This is a genomic window from Microbacterium sp. NPDC077391 (assembly GCF_040686955.1).
Taxonomy (GTDB): Bacteria; Actinomycetota; Actinomycetes; order Actinomycetales; family Microbacteriaceae; genus Microbacterium; species Microbacterium commune.
In genome coordinates this window covers 775,428-792,973 of record NZ_JBFBMI010000001.1, presented here as the reverse complement: position 1 = coordinate 792,973, position 17,546 = coordinate 775,428, and the positions used below count along the sequence as shown (strand labels likewise).

Below are 17,546 nucleotides of genomic sequence, written 5' to 3'. Positions count from 1 at the left end.
TCGAGGGCAAAGAGAACGAGGCGGTGGTGTGGTGCACCACCGCCTCGTCGCGAAGGGTTACTCCGCCTTCTTCTCGATCTCCGAGAAGAGCGGCACGGAGTTCCAGCCGAACTTCACGTTGTCGACGTTCTTGCCGTAGCCGCCGACGACGTTCGAGTACCACAGGGGCACGACGGGCAGGTCCTTCAGAAGGACCTCCTGCGCCTGCTGGTACAGCTCGTTCGCCGCCTTGGGGTCGGTCTCCGAGATGCCCTCGGACAGCAGCTTGTCGAACTCGGCGCTCGAGTAGTCACCGTCGTTGGATCCGGCGTTGGTGGCGTACAGCGGTCCGAGGAAGTTGTACAGACCGGGGTAGTCGGCCTGCCATCCGGTGCGGAACGCGGTCTCGATGGTGCGGTCGGTGACCTTGCCGCGCAGCTCTGCGAACGTGGGGTACGGAGCACCCGACGCGTCGATGCCCAGCGTGTTCTTGATCGAGTTGGTGGTCGCGTCGACCCAGGCCTGGTGGCCGCCGTCGGCGTTGTACGCGATCTGGAACGTGCCGCTCCACGGGCTGATCTTGTCAGCCTCGGCCCACAGCTCCTTGGCCTTCTCCTCGTTGAAGTCGAGGACCTCGGAGCCCTCGAGCGAGTCGGTCCAGCCGTCGATGACCGGCGAGGTGAAGTCGCTGGCCGGGGTGCGGGTGCCCTGGAAGATCACGTCGGTGATCTCCTTGCGGTTGATCGCCATCGAGATGGCCTGGCGACGCAGGTTGCCCTCTTCGCCGCTGAAGTGCTCGAGGCGCTCCGGGATGGTGAACGACTGGAAGATGGCAGCCGGCTGGTTGACCGCACGGTCGCCCAGGTCGGACTCGTAGTTGCCGAAGGCCGAGTCGGGGATCGCGTCGAGCACGTCGAGCTGGTCACCCAGCAGATCGGCGTACGCGCTGTCCTGCGAGGCGTAGAACACGATGTTCAGACCGCCGTTGGCCGCCTTGCGCGGGCCGTCGTAGTCGGGGTTGACGACGAGGTCGATGCCCACGTCGTGCTGCCAGGCTCCCTCACCGTCGAGCATGTACGGGCCGTTGCCGATCGGGTTCTCGCCGAACGCCTCCATGTCCTCGAACGCGGCGTCGGGGAGCGGGAAGTAGGCCGAGTAGCCGAGGCGCTGCGCGAAGTCCGACGCAGGCTTGTTGAGCTTGATCGTGAAGGTGTGGTCGTCGACCTGCTTCAGACCGGTCAGCTCGGAGTCCTCGTCGTAGCTGAAGCCCTCGATGTCCTCGAAGAAGTAGCTGGAGAGCTGCTCGTTCGACGCCAGCGCGCCGTAGTTCCACGCCTTGATGAAGTTGTCGGCGGTGACCTCTTCACCGTCGGTGAACTTCAGACCCTCGCGGATCTTCACGGTGAGGTTCTGCGGGTCGTCGACCGTGATCTCCTCGGCGACGTCGTTGAACACCGCGCCGTCGGCCGCGTAGCCGATGAGTCCGGCGAAGATGGCGTCGAGGATCTTGCCACCACCGGTCTCGTTGGTGTTGGTCGGGATCAGCGGGTTCTGAGGTTCAGAGCCGTTGACCTTGATGATCGCGGACGCATCAGCGCTCGACGAGCCCTTGTCTGCGTCGGGCGAATCGCCGCTGCTTGCGCAGCCGGAGAGCGCCATGGCACTCGCCGCGAGCAGCGCAATGCCCGCGAGGGTGATCTTGTTGTGCTTCACAGTGTCCTCCTGTGGACCGGGACAAGCGCGCGCTCGGCCTCGAACGCGCTCACCTCCGATCCTAGGTCCCGCCGACGAGGCCACCAGCACGCCCGGGCAACTGTTATCCAGCCTTAACCGAAACCACCCCTCATCGCTGTCGCGACGAGGGGTGGCCCGGATGCCCGGATGATTCAGGCGAATGCCTCGATCGGCGGGCAGGCGCACACGAGGTTGCGGTCGCCGTACGCCTGATCGATGCGCCGAACCGGCGGCCAGTACTTCGCCGCGATCAGCGCGTGCACCGGGTACGCGGCCACCTCACGCGAGTATGCGTGCTGCCACTCCCCCGCGATGAGGGATGCGGCGGTGTGCGGAGCGTTCACCAGCGGGTTGTCGTCGGCGGGCCAGGTGCCCGCGGCCACGGCATCCGCCTCGGCCTTGATCCGGATCATCGCGTCGATGAAGCGATCGACCTCGGCGAGGTCCTCCGACTCGGTCGGCTCGACCATCAGCGTGCCGGCGACGGGGAACGACATCGTGGGCGCGTGGAAGCCGTAGTCGATCAGGCGCTTCGCGACGTCGTCGACCGTGATGCCGGTCGCCTCCTTCAGCGGTCGCAGGTCGAGGATGCACTCGTGCGCGACCCGGTCGTTCTCGCCCGTGTACAGCACCGGGTAGTGATCGCGCAGCCCGTGAGCGATGTAGTTCGCCGACAGCACGGCCGCTGCGGTCGCGCTGCGCAGACCCTCGGCACCCATCATCCGCACGTACGCCCACGAGATCGGCAGGACGCCGGCCGATCCGTACGGAGCACCCGAGACCGGACCGCCGTCGAACACGTAACCGCCGGCGTGCTCGCTCTTCTGCGCCTGCGGGTGGCCGGGCAGGTACGGGGCGAGGTGCGCCTTGGCCGCCACCGGGCCGATGCCGGGCCCGCCGCCGCCGTGCGGGATCGCGAAGGTCTTGTGCAGGTTGAGGTGCGACACGTCGCCGCCGAGGTCGCCGAAGCGCGCGTAGCCGAGCAGCGCATTCAGGTTGGCGCCGTCGACGTACACCTGGCCCCCCGCATCGTGCACCGCGGAGGTGATGTCGACCACCTGCTGCTCGTACACGCCGTGCGTGGACGGATAGGTGATCATCAGCGCGGACAGCGCGTCGGAGTGCTGGGCGATCTTCGCGCGCAGGTCGTCGAGGTCGACGTTGCCGAGCTCGTCGGTCGCCACGACGACGACCTTCATGCCCGCGAGCACGGCGGATGCGGCGTTCGTGCCGTGCGCCGAGCTGGGGATGAGGCACACATCGCGGTGCGTGTCGCCGTTCGCGAGGTGGTAGCCGCGGATCGCGAGCAGGCCCGCGAGCTCACCCTGCGAGCCGGCGTTCGGCTGCAGCGACACCGCGTCGTACCCGGTGACCTCGGCGAGCCACGCCTCGAGCTGGTCGATCATCGCGAGCGACCCCTCGACGTCCTCGGCCGGGGCGAAGGGGTGCAGCTGGGCGAACTCCGGCCAGGTGATGGCCGCCATCTCGGTCGCCGCGTTGAGCTTCATCGTGCACGAGCCGAGCGGGATCATGCCGCGGTCCAGCGCGTAGTCGCGGTCGGCGAGCTGCTTGAGGTAGCGCATCATGGCCGTCTCGGAGCGGTGCGCGTGGAAGACCGGGTGCGTGAGGTACTCGTCCTCGCGCAGCAGCGCCTCGGGCAGAGCGCCCGCCGACCCGGATCCGAAGAAGCCGAAGACCCGCTCCTGCTTGCCGCCGAACAGCACGGCGACGCGGTGCAGATCGGTGAACGTCGTGGTCTCGTCGACCGAGATGCCGACGGTGTCGGCATCCACCAGCCGCAGCAGGATGCCGTCGGCGTGCGCGTTCGTCACCACGGTCTCGGCAGCGCCGGGAACCCGCACGGTGATCGTGTCGAAGAACGCGTCGTGCTCGACCTCGGCGCCGGCCTCGACGAGCCAGTCACGCAGCACGGCAGCCTTCCCCGCGACCTCTGCCGCGATCGCCCGCAGGCCGTCAGGGCCGTGGTAGACCGCGTACATCGAGGCCATCACGGCCAGCAGCACCTGAGCGGTGCAGATGTTCGAGGTGGCCTTCTCGCGGCGGATGTGCTGCTCGCGCGTCTGCAGGGAGAGGCGGTAGGCCGGGTAGCCGACCGCGTCGACCGAGACGCCGACGAGACGGCCGGGCAGCTGGCGCTCCAGGCCGGCGCGCACGGCCATGTACCCGGCGTGCGGGCCGCCGAAGCCCATCGGCACGCCGAAGCGCTGCGTAGTGCCCACGCTCACGTCTGCGCCGAGCGACCCCGGCGAGCGCAGCAGCGTGAGAGCCAGCAGATCGGCCGCGGTGACCACGATGCCCTTGGCCAGGTGCGCGGCGTCGATCACCGCGCGGGGGTCCCACACGCGACCCGAGGCGCCGGGGTACTGCACGAGCACACCGAAGAGCTCATCGGGAAGCTGCTCGCCGCCGGCGAGATCGCGTTCGACGAGCTCGATGCCCACGGCATCCGCCCGCGTGCGCAGCAGCGCCTTCGTCTGCGGAAGGGCGTCGGCGTCGACGACGAAGACGTTCGACTTCGACTTCGACGCGCGCCGCGCCAGCAGCATGCCCTCGGCGACGGCGGTCGACTCGTCGAGCATCGACGCGTTCGCGGTCGAGAGCCCGGTCAGATCGGCGACCATCGTCTGGAAGTTGATCAGCGCTTCGAGCCGCCCCTGCGAGATCTCGGGCTGGTAGGGCGTGTACGCGGTGTACCAGGACGGGTTCTCGAGCACGTTGCGCTGGATGACCGAGGGGGTGAGCGTGCCGTAGTAGCCCAGACCGATCATCGGACGGTTGACCTTGTTGCGGTTCGCGAGGGCGCGCAGCTCGGCGAGCGCCTCGGCCTCGCTGGCTGCGGCCGGGATGCTGCTCTGCGGGGCTCCCGCGCTCGTCGCAGGGCCGGTGAAGATGGATGCCGGCACCGCCTGGCGCATGAGCGCCTCGATGGGCTCCTCCGCGGTCGGGTCCTCCGCGGATCCGACCGGGGAGAGCCCGAGGGCGGCGAGCATCCGCTCGCGCGCCTCGGTGGTGATGCCGATGTGGCGATCAGCGAATGAGGTCACTCTCACGCCTCCGTGTGCGCGACGTATGCGTCGCGGTCGAGCAGTCCGTCGAGGGCGCCGTCGGCGACCTCGACCTTGATCAGCCACGCGTCCCCGAAGGGCGCGGAGTTCAGCAGAGCGGGGTCGTCGACGACGGCGTCGTTGATCTCGACGACCGTCCCGGTGACCGGGGCGTAGAGCTCGGAGACCGACTTGGTCGACTCGGCCTCGCCGAACACGTCGCCGCGGGTCAGCTCGGCGCCGACCTCGGGCAGCTCGACGAACACGATGTCGCCGAGCGCGTCAGCGGCGAAGTCGGTGATGCCGATCGTCGCGGTGGCGCCGTCGAGGGCGACCCACTCGTGCTCTTCGCTGTACTTGAGGGTGGTGAGATCGGTCATTTCTTCCTCCGGTAGAAAGGCAGGGCGGTGCGGGTGGCGGGGATCTTCGTCCCCCGGACGTCGAGGAACAGCTCGGCTCCGTCTTCGGCGTGCGCCGGGTCGACGTAGGCCATCGCGATCGGGTGGCCGAGCGTGGGGCTGAGAGCGCCGCTGGTGATCTCGCCGACGACCGTGCCGTCCTCGAGCACAACGGGATAGCCCGCCCGGCCGGCGCGGCGGCCCTCGGCGGTGAGGCCGATCAGCGTTCGCCCGGCCTGCGCGCCGGTTCCCGCCGCGCCGCCGGCGAGCGCGTCCTTTCCGACGAAGCGCTCCTTGTCTGCCACCACGACCCGCCCGAGGCCGGCCTGCGCCGGCACCGTCTCGCGAGTCAGCTCGTGACCGTACAACGGCATGCCCGCCTCCAGTCGCAGCGTGTCGCGCGCGGCGAGACCGGCGGGCACGAGACCGTGCGATTCGCCGGCGGTGAGCACGGCGTCCCACAGCTGCTCGGCGTCGGCGGCTGCGACGAGCAGCTCGAAACCGTCCTCGCCGGTGTACCCGGTGCGGGCCAGCAGCAGGGGCTTGCCGGCGAAGGTCGCGCTCGCCCAGGAGTAGTACTTCTGCTCATCCCACGGGATGCTGAGCTCGTCGATGCCGGCGACCTCCGCGAGGATCTGCTCGGACGCCGGTCCCTGCACGGCGATCAGCGCGTAGTCGTCGGAGACGTCGTCCACGGCGACATCGACCCCGTCGACGCGAGTGATGAGCGCCTCGCGCACGACATCGCGGTTGCCGGCGTTGGAGATGATGAGGAAGCGCTGCTCGCCCATCCGGTAGACGATGACGTCGTCGATGATGCCGCCGTCCTCGGCGAGCAGCAGCGAGTACTTCGCCTTGCCGATGGTCATGGCCGAGAGCCGGCCGGCCAGGCAGTAGTCGAGGTAGTCGCCGGCCGCGGGGCCGTCGACCAGGAACTCGGCCATGTGCGAAATGTCGAAGACCCCGGCGGCCTCGCGGACGGCGCGATGCTCGGCGAGATCGGACGTGTAGCGGACGGGCATCTGCCAGCCGCCGAAGTCGGTGAAGGACGCGCCGAGCGCCTCATGGCGTTCGCGCAGCGGGGTGTCTCTGCTGGTGGACGGCGCGCTCTCGCGCGGCGTGATGGGTTCGGTCACGGAGTTCTCCCGGTCAGGATCGGGTAGGACGACGTCGTCGGCATCCTCGGAACTCCCCCTCTGTCATCGGGCCTGAGAGCTTCGCCATCGTCACCGGCTCGAGGAGCTGATGAACGAGGGCTTTCACCGTCGGCGGATGCGTGAGCATCGCTTTTCAGAGCGGCCGGACCGGGGCGGTAGGGGTACCTGAGAGATTGGCGGGGAGGCTTGCTCCTTCGGTGCCCGACCGTGTTCATCGGGCTCTCCCGCACGGATCATGCGGCCTGTGTTCGATTAGGCCTCTCAGCATACCGTCTAGGCTCGTCGATGTGAGTGGCACGACCGGCGACAGGGACGCGATCGGCGTCGCGGTGTCGACGGTCATCTTCTCGCTGCGCAGCGCCGACGAGGGCGAGCGTCTCATGCTGCCGCTCGTGCGCCGCACCCGCGACCCGCACCTCGGATCGTGGGCGCTGCCCGGCGGGTGGCTGGATCCGGCGGAGGACCTGGATGCCGCGGCTTCCCGCACCCTCGCCGAGACGACCGCCCTGCAGCCGAGCTACCTCGAGCAGCTGTACACTTTCGGCGACGTCGACCGCTCCCCCTCCCGCACCATCTCGATCGTCTACTGGGCGCTGCTGCGCTCCGATCTCGTCGACGCGCAGCGCGCGCAGGCGGGGGCGCCGGAGAACGTCGAGTGGTTCGACGTCGACGCTATGCCGCCGCTCGCCTTCGATCACAACCGCATCGCGGAGTATGCGCTGTGGCGCCTGCGCAACAAGGTCGCGTACAGCCGCATCGCTGCGGGTCTGCTGCCGGACGAGTTCACCCTCACCGAGCTGCGCGAGGTCTACGAGGCCGTGCTCGGGCAGCGCCTCGATCCGTCGAACTTCCGTCGCCTGCTGGAGGGCTCGGACGAACTCGTGCCCACCGAGTCGTTCCGCACCGGCAAGCACCGCCCCGCGCGCCTGTATCGCTACGTCGCGCACGCCTGAACGCGCGCCCGTCGATGCGCGGCCCACGCGTGATTGCACTTCTGGTCATACCGACCTAATCTGTTCGCTGGCAGTAAATGTCATAGCGACCAGAAGGCGGTCCTCTCTTGACCCTCCTCCGCACCATCGATCCCTCCGTCGATCACGCCCTGCAGGCGATCGTCGCCGGCGCCTCGCTCGACCCGACATGCAGCACCGACCTCGCGGCCGGGCCCTGGGACTTCGACGTGCGTCCCGGGTACGGCCCCGGATCGTCGATGGGCGACGTCATCCCTGTGGGCGCCCCACGCCAGGGCGAGCTGCCGGCCGCGTACCGCGAGGCGGACGAGGACGAGCTCGACGCGCGCATCCGCGCCGCGAAGCAGGCCCTCGGCGACCGCGTCGTCGTGCTCGGCCACTTCTACCAGCGCGAGGAGGTCGTCCGGCACGCCGACTACGTCGGCGACTCGTTCCAGCTCGCGAACGCCGCGCTCGAGCATCCCGACGCGGAGGCGATCGTCTTCTGCGGCGTGCACTTCATGGCGGAGACCGCCGATCTGCTCTCCGGCCCTGACCAGGCGGTCATCCTGCCGAACCTCGCGGCGGGATGCTCGATGGCCGACATGGCCGACATCGATCAGGTCGAGGACTGCTGGGAGCAGCTCGCCGACGTGCTCGGCCCGCTCGACACGCCGGATGCCGAGGGTCTGCTGCCCGTCGTGCCGGTGACGTACATGAACTCGTCGGCGGCCATCAAGGGCTTCGTCGGCCGGCACGGCGGCATCGTGTGCACGTCGTCGAACGCCGCGACGGTGCTGGAGTGGGCGTTCGCTCGCGGCCGTCGGGTGCTCTTCTTCCCCGACCAGCACCTCGGTCGCAACACCGCGAAGGCGATGGGGGTGCCGCTGGAGCGGATGCCGATGTGGAACCCGCGCCGGCCGCTGGGCGGATCGAGTGCCGACGAGCTGCGCGACGCCGGGGTGATTCTCTGGCACGGCTTCTGCTCGGTGCATCGCCGATTCACCGTCGACCAGATCGCGCAGGCGCGCGCCGAGCATCCCGGTGTGCGGGTCATCGTGCATCCGGAATGCCCGGTCGAGGTCGTCGACGCGGCAGACGAGGCGGGATCCACCGACTACATCCGCAAGGCGATCGCCGCCGCGACAGAGCCCACCACCTTCGCGATCGGCACCGAGATCAACCTCGTGCGGCGCCTCGCGGCACAGCATCCGCAGCACGAGATCTTCTGCCTCGACCCGGTCGTCTGCCCGTGCTCGACCATGTACCGCATCCACCCCGGCTACCTCGCCTGGGTGCTGGAGGAGCTCGTCGCCGGCAGGGTGCAGAACCGCATCCGCGTCGCCGACGACGTGGCGCTGCCCGCCAGGGTCGCGCTCGAGCGGATGCTGGCGGCGCGACCGCGATGAACGTGATCATCGTCGGCGGGGGCATCGCCGGCCTCACGGCCGCCCTGCGCGCCGACGCCCTCGGCCACCGGGTCACTCTGCTCGTCAAGGGCGCGCTGGGTGACGGCTGCACCGCCCACGCACAGGGTGGTGTCGCCGGAGCGTACGGGCCCGGCGACTCCCCCGCGCTGCACGCACTCGACACCCTGCAGGCCGGCGACGGCCACGGCGACACCCTCGCGATCACCGCGCTCGTCGACGGTGCGCACGCCGCGATCGCGGCACTCGTCGACGCGGGCGTGGCGTTCGATCGCACCGCCGACGGGGACATCGCGCGTGGACTCGAGGCCGCGCACAGCCGACCGCGCATCGCGCACGCCGGGGGCGACGCCACCGGCGCGGCGATCTCGACCGCTCTCCTGTCCCGTCTGCGCACATCGACGGTGCGGGTGCGGGAGCACGTCTTCGTGGCCGACGCGCTGACCTGCGCAGACCGGGTGATCGGCATCCGCTCGATCGACGGGGCGGAGGTGCGGGCGGATGCCGTGGTGCTCGCCACCGGCGGCGCGGGGCAGCTGTACGCCCACACGACCAACCCGGCCGGCACCACCGGCGACGGCATCGCGATCGCCGTGCGCGCGGGCGCGGCGATCGCGGACCTCGAGTTCGTGCAGTTCCACCCGACCGTCCTGGCGGGCTCGGAGCCCTTCCTGATCTCGGAGGCTGTCCGCGGGGCGGGCGCCGTGCTGCGGGATGCCACGGGGCGACGCTTCATGCCTGACGAGCATCCAGACGCCGAACTCGCCCCGCGCGATGTCGTCGCGAGAGCCGTCGCCCGTCGCGCCGCCGCACAGGCCGCCCCCGTTGTGCTGGATGCCACCGGGCTCGGTGCGGCGGTGCTGGCCGATCGCTTCCCCACCATCGACGCGGAGCTGCGACGTCGCGGAATCGACTGGTCCCGGCACCCCGTGCCGGTCACGCCTGCTGCGCACTACCTGATGGGCGGCATCGCCACCGACATCGACGGGCGCACCTCGGTGCCGGGGCTGTGGGCGGTCGGCGAGACGGCGCGCACCGGAGTGCACGGCGCGAACCGGCTGGCGTCGAACTCGCTGCTCGAGGGCGCCGTGTTCGGCGCGCGCGCGGCCGAGTCGCTCACCCCGTCCGCCGCGCCGTCGTTCAGGTGGCCCGAGGCGTCGCCTCCGCATCGGCGGGACGGGGGTCGCGACCGTCCGGGCGCGACGTCGGCAGCGCCGACCGATCCGTCGTTCTCGCGCTCGGCACTGCAGCGGCTGATGTGGAACCAGCTGGGCCTGATCCGCACCGAGCACGGGATGCGGGATGCAGTCGCCCAGCTGCACGCGTGGACGGCCCCGTCACCGACTTCGCCGACGGCTCACGAGGACGCGAATCTGCTCGCGGTGGGACGCGCCCTGGCATCCGCCGCCCTGTCCCGCACCGACTCGCTCGGCGCCCATTCCCTCCTCTCGCCCGCCCTGATGGGAGCCGCATGATCACACCAGCCGCCTTGCGACGCGCGGTGTCCGCCGCGCTCGAGGAGGACGCACCGTGGGGGGATGTGACCAGCACCGCGCTGCTGCCCGCGTCGGCGCACGCGACCGCCGATCTCGTCGCTCGCGAAGCAGGTGTGTTCAGCGGCGGCGAGGTGTTCGCAGCCGCCTTCACCCTCACCGACGCCGACGTGCGGGTCGACCTGCACGTCGCCGACGGGGACCGCTTCGCGGCGGGCGACGCGCTCGCATCGGTCAGCGGCCCCGCGCGCAGCCTGCTGACCGCCGAGCGCGTGGCCCTGAACTTCACCCAGCGCATGAGCGGCATCGCGACCCTCACCGCGACGTTCGTCGACGCCGTCGACGGGACGGGCGTGCGGATCGCCGACACACGCAAGACCACCCCGGGACTGCGCGAATTCGAACGACACGCGGTGGTCTCGGGTGGCGGCAGCAATCACCGGCGGTCCCTCTCCGACGCCGTGATGGCGAAGGATAACCATCTCGCCGTGCTGCGCCAGAGCGGGCAGGATCTCGCCACCGCGCTGCGCGAGGCGCTCAGCCGGCTGCCGCACACCACGCACGTCGTCGTGGAGGTCGACCGGCTCGATCAGATCCCGGCCGTGCTCGACGGGGGCGCCGATACGGTTCTGCTCGACAACTTCTCGCTCGACGATCTGCGCGCGGGCGTCGCCCTCATCGCGGGCCGCGCCGTGGTCGAGGCCTCGGGTGGCGTGACCGCCGAGACCGTCCGCCCCATCGCCGAGACGGGTGTGCAGGTGATCTCCGTGGGCGCGCTCACGCACTCGGCCCGGGCCCTCGACCTCGGGCTCGACCTGCGGATCGACTGACGTGCTGTATCTCGATCACGCGGCCACGTCCCCGGCACGGCCGGAGGTTCTCGAGGCGATGCACCCCTACCTGACCGGTGTGTACGGCAACCCGTCGAGTCACCACACGGTCGGCGAGGCGGCGTCCGACGCCCTGGAATGGGCACGAGCGCGGGTCGCCGAGGCCCTGGGCATGCGGTCGTCGGAGGTGATCTTCACCTCCGGAGGAACCGAGGCGAACAACCTCGCGGTGAAGGGCATCGTGCTCGGCGCGCGGCAGGAGGCCCCGCAGCGGCGCGGACTGATCACCACCCCGATCGAGCATGAGTCGATCCTGCGCTCCGCGGAGTATCTGCAGCGCCTGCACGGGGTCGCGGTGAGGATGCTGCCCGTCGACGGGCACGGCGCGGTGGCGGTCGACGGCCTGCGCGCCGCGCTGCATGCCGACGATGCCGCGGACGCCGCCCTGGTGAGCGTGGGGCACGCCAACAACGAGATCGGCACCGTGCAGGACGTCGCGGGACTCGTCGCGATCGCGCGTGAGCACCGCGTGCCCGTCCACATCGACGCGGTGCAGTCGGCGGGATGGCTCGATCTGCGCGCGCTCGGCGCCGACGCGGTCTCCATCGCCGGGCACAAGCTCGGCGCGCCCAAGGGCATCGGCGCCGTCGGCGTGCGCTCCCGGGTGCCCCTGGAGCCGCTGCTGCACGGCGGCGGCCAGGAGCGCGGACGCCGCAGCGGAACCGAGAACGTCGCCGGCGCCGTCGGCCTCGCGACCGCCCTCGAGCTGGTCGAGGCGGAGCGTTCGCAGAGCGTCGCGGCGGTGCAGGCGCAGACCTCGGCCTTCATCGCCGCGGTCATGGATGCCGTGCCCCGGGGTGCTCTCACCGGGTCGCCAGAGCACAGGCTGCCGAACCTCGCGAGCTTCACGTTCGCGGGCATCAGCGGCGAGGCCGTGCTGCTGGAGCTGGAGCGGCGCGGCGTCGTCTCGTCGAGCGGGTCGGCCTGCGCCGCCGGCAGCGACGGGCCCTCCCCCGTGCTGCTGGCGATCGGCATCCCGGCGGAGGTCGCGCAGACCGCGGTGCGCTTCACCTTCAGCCGCACGCCCCTGCCCGCGGGATCGGCGCAGCAGCTCGCGAGTCTCGTCGCCGACGCCGTCGCGGCGGTCTCGGCCTGATCCGCAGGCGGACGCCAGGGTGCGCACCGAACCGTAGACTCGGCGTCGTGACCCCGCGTGTGACGATGATCGTGCCCGGACGCGACATCGCCGATTTCGCGCCCGCAGCCCTCGCCTCGCTGCAGGCGCAGACCGACAGCCGCTGGCAGGCGCTGCTCGTCGACGACGGCTCGCACGACGACACCGGCGCCGTGTTCGCCGCTGCCGCAGCCCGCGATGCTCGATTCCAGGTGCTCCGGCACGATGAGTCCCGCGGGCTCGGCGCCGCCCGCAACGTCGCTCTCGACCTCGTCGACACGCCGTTCGTCGGATTCCTCGACGCCGACGACGAGCTGACGCCGCGCGCGATCGAGACCTGGCTCGCCACGCTGGATGAATCCGGCAGCGACTTCGTGGCCGCTGCGTACGTGCGCTCCCGGCTCATCGACGGCGCGTACCGTCCCGGCCGCGTGCAGCCGTGGATCGCCGCCGCCACCGCGCCCCGGCGCCTCGGCGTGACGCTCGCCGAGCATCCCGACGCCTCGGCCAACATCGTCGCGTGGTCGAAGCTCAGCCGCGCGACCCTCTGGGAGCGGCTGCGCTTCCCCGAGAACGTCGCCTACGAGGATCAGGTCGTCGCGCAGCGGATGTACACCGAGGCGCGGGCGTTCGACGTCGTGCCCGACGTCGCCGTGCACTGGCGCGTGCGCGCCGACGGCACATCGATCACCCAGGGCAAGGCCCAGCTGCCGGTGCTGCATGACTACCTCGCCGCGCTCCTCGGCGGCATCGACGTGCTCACCGCGGCGGGTCAGAGCGATGCGGTGCGTTCGCGCATCGCGCTGATCCTCGCGATGGACCTGCCGTCGCTGCGCACGATCGCGGCCGAGCATCCGGATCCCGCCTACCGAGCGGCCGTCGAGGCCTTCGAGGCGTCGCTGCGCGCTCTGCCCGAATACGACGCCGCCGGCCCGAACGCGGCGTTCAGCGCGGCGCTGGCGTGGTGACCGTGGTCGGAGATCTCAGTCCGTCGGGCTGGCGTCCATGCGGGCCGAGGCCATCTGCTGGGCCGCCAGGGTCGAGTAGAGCCCTCCCCTGCTGAGCAGCTGCGTGTGGGTTCCCGACTCGACGATGCGGCCGGCCTCGACGACGTGGATGGCGTCGGCGTCGATCACGGTCGACAGGCGGTGCGCGATCGACAGCGTCGTGCGGCCCCGGGCCGCGGCATCCAGCGCTTCCTGCACGACGCGCTCCGAGACGGTGTCGAGAGCCGAGGTCGCCTCGTCGAGCAGCAGCACGGGCGGATCCTTCAGCAGCACGCGGGCGATGGCGATGCGCTGCTTCTCCCCGCCCGACAGCCGGTAGCCCCGCTCGCCGACCACAGTGTCGTATCCCTGGTCGAACGACATGATCACGTGATGGATGTTCGCCGCACGGCACGCGCGCTCGAGCTGCTCGTCGGTGGCATCCGGCTTCGCGTAGCGCAGGTTCTCGCGGATCGTGGCGTGAAACAGGTAGGTCTCCTGCGAGACGATGCCGATCTGATCGATGATCGACTCCTGCGTGAGCGACGTCACGTCAGCGCCCGAGAACTCGACGGTGCCGCCGGAGGCCTCGTACAGGCGCGGCGCGAGGTAGAGGATCGTGGTCTTGCCGGCTCCCGACGGCCCGACGAATGCGACGTGCGTGCCGGGCTCGGCGACGAACGAGACGCCGTCCAGGGTGGGGCGCGCGTCGGGCGTGGCATCGGGGTATCGGAACACGACATCCTTGAACTCGATGCGGCCGCGCGGTCCGGGTGCGTCGGCGACGTCGATCGCGTCGGGTGCGTCCTGGATCTGCGGCACCATGTCGAGGTACTCGAAGATGCGCGCGAACAGCGCCGCAGAGGTCTGCAGGTCGAGGGCCACGCGCATCAGGCCCATCAGCGGCATGAGCAGCCTGGCCTGCACGGTGGTGAACGCGACGATCGCCCCGGCGGTGATCTCGGGTGCGCCGCCGGTGAGGAAGAAGCCGGCCACCAGGTAGACGATCGCCGGCACGCTGGCCATGATCACCTGAACCACCGCGAAGAATCCCTGACCGCTCATCGCCCGGCGCACCTGCAGCCGCACCTGGTTGCGGTTCTCTGCCTGATAGCGCACCGACTCGGTGCGCTGGCGGTTGAACGACTTCGACAGCAGGATGCCCGAGACGCTCAGCGTCTCCTGCGTGATGCTGCTCAGCTCCGACAGCGACTCCTGCGTCTCGCCGGCGATGCGCGCGCGCACCTGCCCGACCCGGCGCTGCACGAGCACGAGGATCGGCATGAGGATCACGGCGATGAGCGTGAGGCGCCAGTCGATCAGCACCATCGCGACGAGCGACGCGATCACCGTCACGGTGTTGCCCAGCACGCTCGTCACGGTGTTGGTGAGCACACCCGACACCCCGCCGACGTCGTTCTGCAGCCGAGACTGGATCACTCCGGTCTTCGTGCGCGTGAAGAAGCCGAGCTCCATGGCCTGCAGGTGCTCGAACAGTCGCACCCGCAGGTCGCCGGTGACCTCGTTGCCGACCGTGGATGTGAGCCAGGTCTGTATCACGCCCAGCACGGCCGACAGCAGGAACAGCCCGATCGTGATGCTCACCAGCGTGGTGAGCAGCGGGATGCGCGGCCCGCCGCCCTCGAGGGGGAACAGCGCGTCGTCGAAGATGCGCTGCACGAGCAGCGGGGGGATGACGGCGACGCCTGCCCCGACGACGACCAGCATCGCGGTCAGGGCGAGGCGACCCCGGTAGGGGGTGAACAGCGCGGCGACGCGTCGACCGAGACCCGGCACTTTGGGGGCGGCGGCGTTCATGCGTCGTTGCGCGGCCTCGTCGACGCCGCGGAAGACGGCGCCGCGTCCTCCGCCGCCCATGCTCATCTCTTCAGGCTAGTCCGCGCAAGGCGGGGGCATACCGCTGGACTCGCAGGGGTTATGATGGACGGTTGTTCTTCTCGACCGGCGTCGGCCGGCCGTGTTCTGCTCCATAGTCGGAGCACTTTCGCCGTTCCCATCCCCTCGAGGAGACCCATGCCCACCGTCCACACCGGGTCCACTCCTGTCGTGCGTCCTTCTGCCGGCCTCATCCCCGCGAAGGACATGGCCGTGATCTGGGTGCTGCTCGCCGCCGCCTTCGTCGCGATCCTCAACGAGACGACGATGGGCATCGCGATCCCGCACCTGATCACCGATCTCGGCATCACCCCCATCGCGGCCCAATGGGTCACCAGCGCGTTCATGCTGACCATGGCCGTCGTGATCCCGATCACCGGGTTCCTGCTGCGTCGCTTCACGACGAGGCAGATGTTCCTCGGAGCGATCACGCTGTTCTCGACGGGAACGCTGATCGCCGCGCTCGCGCCGGGGTTCGTCGTGCTGCTCGTCGCGCGCGTCGTGCAGGCATCGGGAACGGCCATCATGATGCCGCTGCTGATGACGACCATCATGAACCTGGTACCCGCGTCGTCGCGTGGCCGGATGATGGGCCGGGTGAGCATCGTGATCTCGCTCGCTCCGGCGATCGGACCCACGATGTCGGGCTTCCTGCTCGACCACTTCGGATGGCGGGCCATCTTCGTGGTCGTGCTGCCGATCGCCCTGATCGCGATGTTCATCGGGTGGCGCTGGCTGACGAACGTCGGCGAGACCGTCTACGCCCCGATCGACCTGCTCTCGGTGGTGCTGTCGGCATTCGGTTTCGGCGGGCTCGTGTTCGGCCTGAGCCAGATCGGCGGACTCGGCAACGGCGCCAGCTGGGCGCCGATGGCGATCGCCCTCGCGATCGGCGTGGTCGGACTGGCGCTGTTCCTCTGGCGTCAGGTGCTGCTGCAGCGCGAGGATGACGCACTGCTCGACCTGCGCGTGTTCATCTCGCGTGATTTCTCGCTGTCGATGATCCAGATGTTCCTGCTGTCGCTCGCGTTCTTCGGCAGCATTACCATCATCCCGCTGTTCCTGCAGGATGCCCTGCAGCTGAAGGCACTCGAGGCCGGACTCGTCGTGCTGCCCGGCGCCCTGGCCATGGGCCTGCTGGGCCCGGTGATCGGTCGCATCTACGACAGCCACGGCACCCGCATCCTGCTCATCCCCGGGTCGATCCTCGCGGCGTCGATGCTGTGGCTGTTCACGACCGTGACCGTCGGCACCCCGATCTGGCTCGTGCTCGGTGCCCAGACGCTGCTGTCGGCCGGCCTCGCCCTGTCGTTCACCCCGCTGTTCACGGCATCCCTCGCGTCGCTCAAGCCGAAGTTCTACTCCTACGGCAGCGCGGTCATCGGCACCGTCCAGCAGGTCGCGGGAGCAGCGGGCATCGCCGTGATGATGGCCGTCTTCACCGCCATCGTCAACGCCGGCGGCGGCACCGAGGTGCCCGGAGCCGTGGCGGCGGGCACGCGCACCGCGCTCACCATCGGCGCCGTCATCGCGACGGTCACGATCGTCGGCGCATTCCTGATCCGCAAGCCCGAGGACGACGACGAGGGCGCACCCCCGCACGCCGCGCACTGACACCCCTACCGCCGGTGCGGGCTGCGGAGTACCGTCCGCTTCATGATCATCACCACCCCGGCACCCGAGAGTGCCAGCGACGCCGTCGCGCAGATGTACGAGGAAGACATCGCCGCCGACGGCTTCGTGCATGCCTACACCGCCGCGATGGCGGTGAATCCCGAGGCGCACGATGCGTTCGTCGCGCTGGTCAGAGCGGTGGTGCCCTCGATCGGCGTTCGCATCTACGAGGCTGCCACCCTCGGCGCCGCACGAGCCATCGGCTCAGCGCACTGCCTGATCGCGCACGGACGCAAGAGCATGACGGCCGGCGTCGTCGACGAGGCGGGCCTGCGCGCCTTCGCCTCCGACGACGACTCGGCGTTCACCGATGCCGAGCAGGCGGTGATCCGCTACGCGGAGCGGCTCTCGTCGTCGCCGCAGGACATGACGGATGCCGATGCCGCGGCGCTGCGCGAACACGGCCTCACCGACCGGCAGATCGTCGACATCACGCTCGCCGCCGGACTGCGCAACCACTTCAGCCGCTCGCTCATGGCGCTCACGGTGCCGCTGGATGACGATCCCCTGATCGCACCGGAGCTCGCCGCTGCACTCCGCCGTCGAGCAGAACGCCGGGCGCAGTAGACGGGATCAATCCGCGTCAGAACCGGATGCCTCGGCGTCGACGGTGCCCTGAGCGCCGGGCGCTCCGTCGGTGCTCGTCGATGCGGTCGGCAGCGTGCAGTGCCCGTCGGCGCACACGCCGACAGCATCCGTGCCGACCATTCGCAGTCCCGGCGGCGCGGCAAGCGGTCGCGACGGGATCTCGGGTGCCTGGTTCTCTGGCATCCCTCGATGGTA

At 70.2% G+C, this 17,546-nt stretch carries 14 protein-coding genes and 1 riboswitch; of the genes, 8 read left to right on the top strand and 6 right to left on the bottom strand.

The window, feature by feature from the left end; all coding sequences use genetic code 11:
- Window positions 1-57 precede the first annotated feature (57 nt).
- From AB0O65_RS03615 to gcvT, 4 genes are all read right to left on the bottom strand, one after another.
- Window positions 58-1,692, bottom strand: a complete 1,635-nt coding sequence (locus tag AB0O65_RS03615; protein WP_313477677.1) for an ABC transporter substrate-binding protein — start codon at window positions 1,690-1,692, stop codon at window positions 58-60.
- 173 nt (window positions 1,693-1,865) lie between these two features.
- Entirely contained in the window at window positions 1,866-4,778 is a 2,913-nt protein-coding gene (gene gcvP, locus AB0O65_RS03610) for an aminomethyl-transferring glycine dehydrogenase (RefSeq protein WP_363383135.1), read from the bottom strand.
- Window positions 4,779-4,780: 2 nt separating this feature from the next.
- Window positions 4,781-5,158: a glycine cleavage system protein GcvH gene (gene gcvH, locus AB0O65_RS03605; protein ID WP_191711904.1), complete on the bottom strand. Its 378-nt coding sequence runs from the start codon at window positions 5,156-5,158 to the stop codon at window positions 4,781-4,783.
- A complete protein-coding gene (gene gcvT / locus AB0O65_RS03600; RefSeq protein ID WP_313477674.1) occupies window positions 5,155-6,312 on the bottom strand; it encodes a glycine cleavage system aminomethyltransferase GcvT in 1,158 nt (385 codons plus the stop codon). The genes gcvH and gcvT overlap by 4 nt, the downstream gene beginning before the upstream one ends.
- A 164-nt stretch (window positions 6,313-6,476) precedes the next feature.
- A riboswitch (glycine riboswitch) is annotated at window positions 6,477-6,570 on the bottom strand.
- A gap of 50 nt (window positions 6,571-6,620) precedes the next feature.
- On the opposite strand from gcvT, the gene AB0O65_RS03595 reads away from it, so the two are divergent.
- The 6 genes from AB0O65_RS03595 to AB0O65_RS03570 all read left to right on the top strand — a co-directional run bounded on the left by AB0O65_RS03595 (window position 6,621) and on the right by AB0O65_RS03570 (window position 13,175).
- Complete coding sequence (locus AB0O65_RS03595) at window positions 6,621-7,286, top strand: NUDIX domain-containing protein (RefSeq protein ID WP_363383132.1); 666 nt, start codon at window positions 6,621-6,623, stop codon at window positions 7,284-7,286.
- A 125-nt stretch (window positions 7,287-7,411) separates the two neighbouring features.
- The gene (gene nadA / locus AB0O65_RS03590; RefSeq protein ID WP_363383527.1) at window positions 7,412-8,692 is read left to right on the top strand and encodes a quinolinate synthase NadA; all 1,281 of its coding nucleotides are present in this window, start codon (window positions 7,412-7,414) and stop codon (window positions 8,690-8,692) included.
- Complete coding sequence (gene nadB, locus AB0O65_RS03585; protein WP_363383129.1) at window positions 8,689-10,185, top strand: L-aspartate oxidase; 1,497 nt, start codon at window positions 8,689-8,691, stop codon at window positions 10,183-10,185. Before nadA ends, nadB begins: the two co-directional genes overlap by 4 nt.
- The gene (nadC, locus tag AB0O65_RS03580) at window positions 10,182-11,033 is read left to right on the top strand and encodes a carboxylating nicotinate-nucleotide diphosphorylase (RefSeq protein ID WP_363383126.1); all 852 of its coding nucleotides are present in this window, start codon (window positions 10,182-10,184) and stop codon (window positions 11,031-11,033) included. Before nadB ends, nadC begins: the two co-directional genes overlap by 4 nt.
- A 1-nt stretch (window position 11,034) precedes the next feature.
- A complete protein-coding gene (locus AB0O65_RS03575; RefSeq protein WP_363383123.1) occupies window positions 11,035-12,189 on the top strand; it encodes a cysteine desulfurase family protein in 1,155 nt (384 codons plus the stop codon).
- A 47-nt stretch (window positions 12,190-12,236) separates the two neighbouring features.
- Window positions 12,237-13,175, top strand: a complete 939-nt coding sequence (locus AB0O65_RS03570) for a glycosyltransferase family A protein (protein WP_363383120.1) — start codon at window positions 12,237-12,239, stop codon at window positions 13,173-13,175.
- A gap of 15 nt (window positions 13,176-13,190) precedes the next feature.
- Here the strand turns inward: AB0O65_RS03570 and AB0O65_RS03565 are convergent, their stop codons facing one another.
- On the bottom strand, window positions 13,191-15,077 hold the full coding sequence (locus AB0O65_RS03565) for an ABC transporter ATP-binding protein (RefSeq protein ID WP_363383117.1): 1,887 nt from the start codon (window positions 15,075-15,077) through the stop codon (window positions 13,191-13,193).
- Window positions 15,078-15,227: 150 nt separating this feature from the next.
- Here AB0O65_RS03565 and AB0O65_RS03560 point away from each other — a divergent pair, with 150 nt between their 5' ends.
- Entirely contained in the window at window positions 15,228-16,703 is a 1,476-nt protein-coding gene (locus tag AB0O65_RS03560; RefSeq protein WP_363383114.1) for an MDR family MFS transporter, read from the top strand.
- Between the two features lie 42 nt (window positions 16,704-16,745).
- Entirely contained in the window at window positions 16,746-17,330 is a 585-nt protein-coding gene (locus AB0O65_RS03555) for a carboxymuconolactone decarboxylase family protein (RefSeq protein ID WP_071644617.1), read from the top strand.
- A 6-nt stretch (window positions 17,331-17,336) separates the two neighbouring features.
- Here the strand turns inward: AB0O65_RS03555 and AB0O65_RS03550 are convergent, their stop codons facing one another.
- Complete coding sequence (locus AB0O65_RS03550; protein ID WP_363383111.1) at window positions 17,337-17,534, bottom strand: hypothetical protein; 198 nt, start codon at window positions 17,532-17,534, stop codon at window positions 17,337-17,339.
- Window positions 17,535-17,546: the final 12 nt, after the last annotated feature.

Coding starts and splice junctions, on each gene's coding strand:
- AB0O65_RS03555 (WP_071644617.1), top strand. CDS start 16,746: ATGATCATCACCACCCCGGCACCCGAGAGTGCCAGCGACGCCGTCGCG.
- nadC (WP_363383126.1), top strand. CDS start 10,182: ATGATCACACCAGCCGCCTTGCGACGCGCGGTGTCCGCCGCGCTCGAG.
- nadB (WP_363383129.1), top strand. CDS start 8,689: ATGAACGTGATCATCGTCGGCGGGGGCATCGCCGGCCTCACGGCCGCC.
- AB0O65_RS03560 (WP_363383114.1), top strand. CDS start 15,228: ATGCCCACCGTCCACACCGGGTCCACTCCTGTCGTGCGTCCTTCTGCC.
- AB0O65_RS03550 (WP_363383111.1), bottom strand. CDS start 17,534: ATGCCAGAGAACCAGGCACCCGAGATCCCGTCGCGACCGCTTGCCGCG.
- gcvH (WP_191711904.1), bottom strand. CDS start 5,158: ATGACCGATCTCACCACCCTCAAGTACAGCGAAGAGCACGAGTGGGTC.
- AB0O65_RS03565 (WP_363383117.1), bottom strand. CDS start 15,077: ATGAGCATGGGCGGCGGAGGACGCGGCGCCGTCTTCCGCGGCGTCGAC.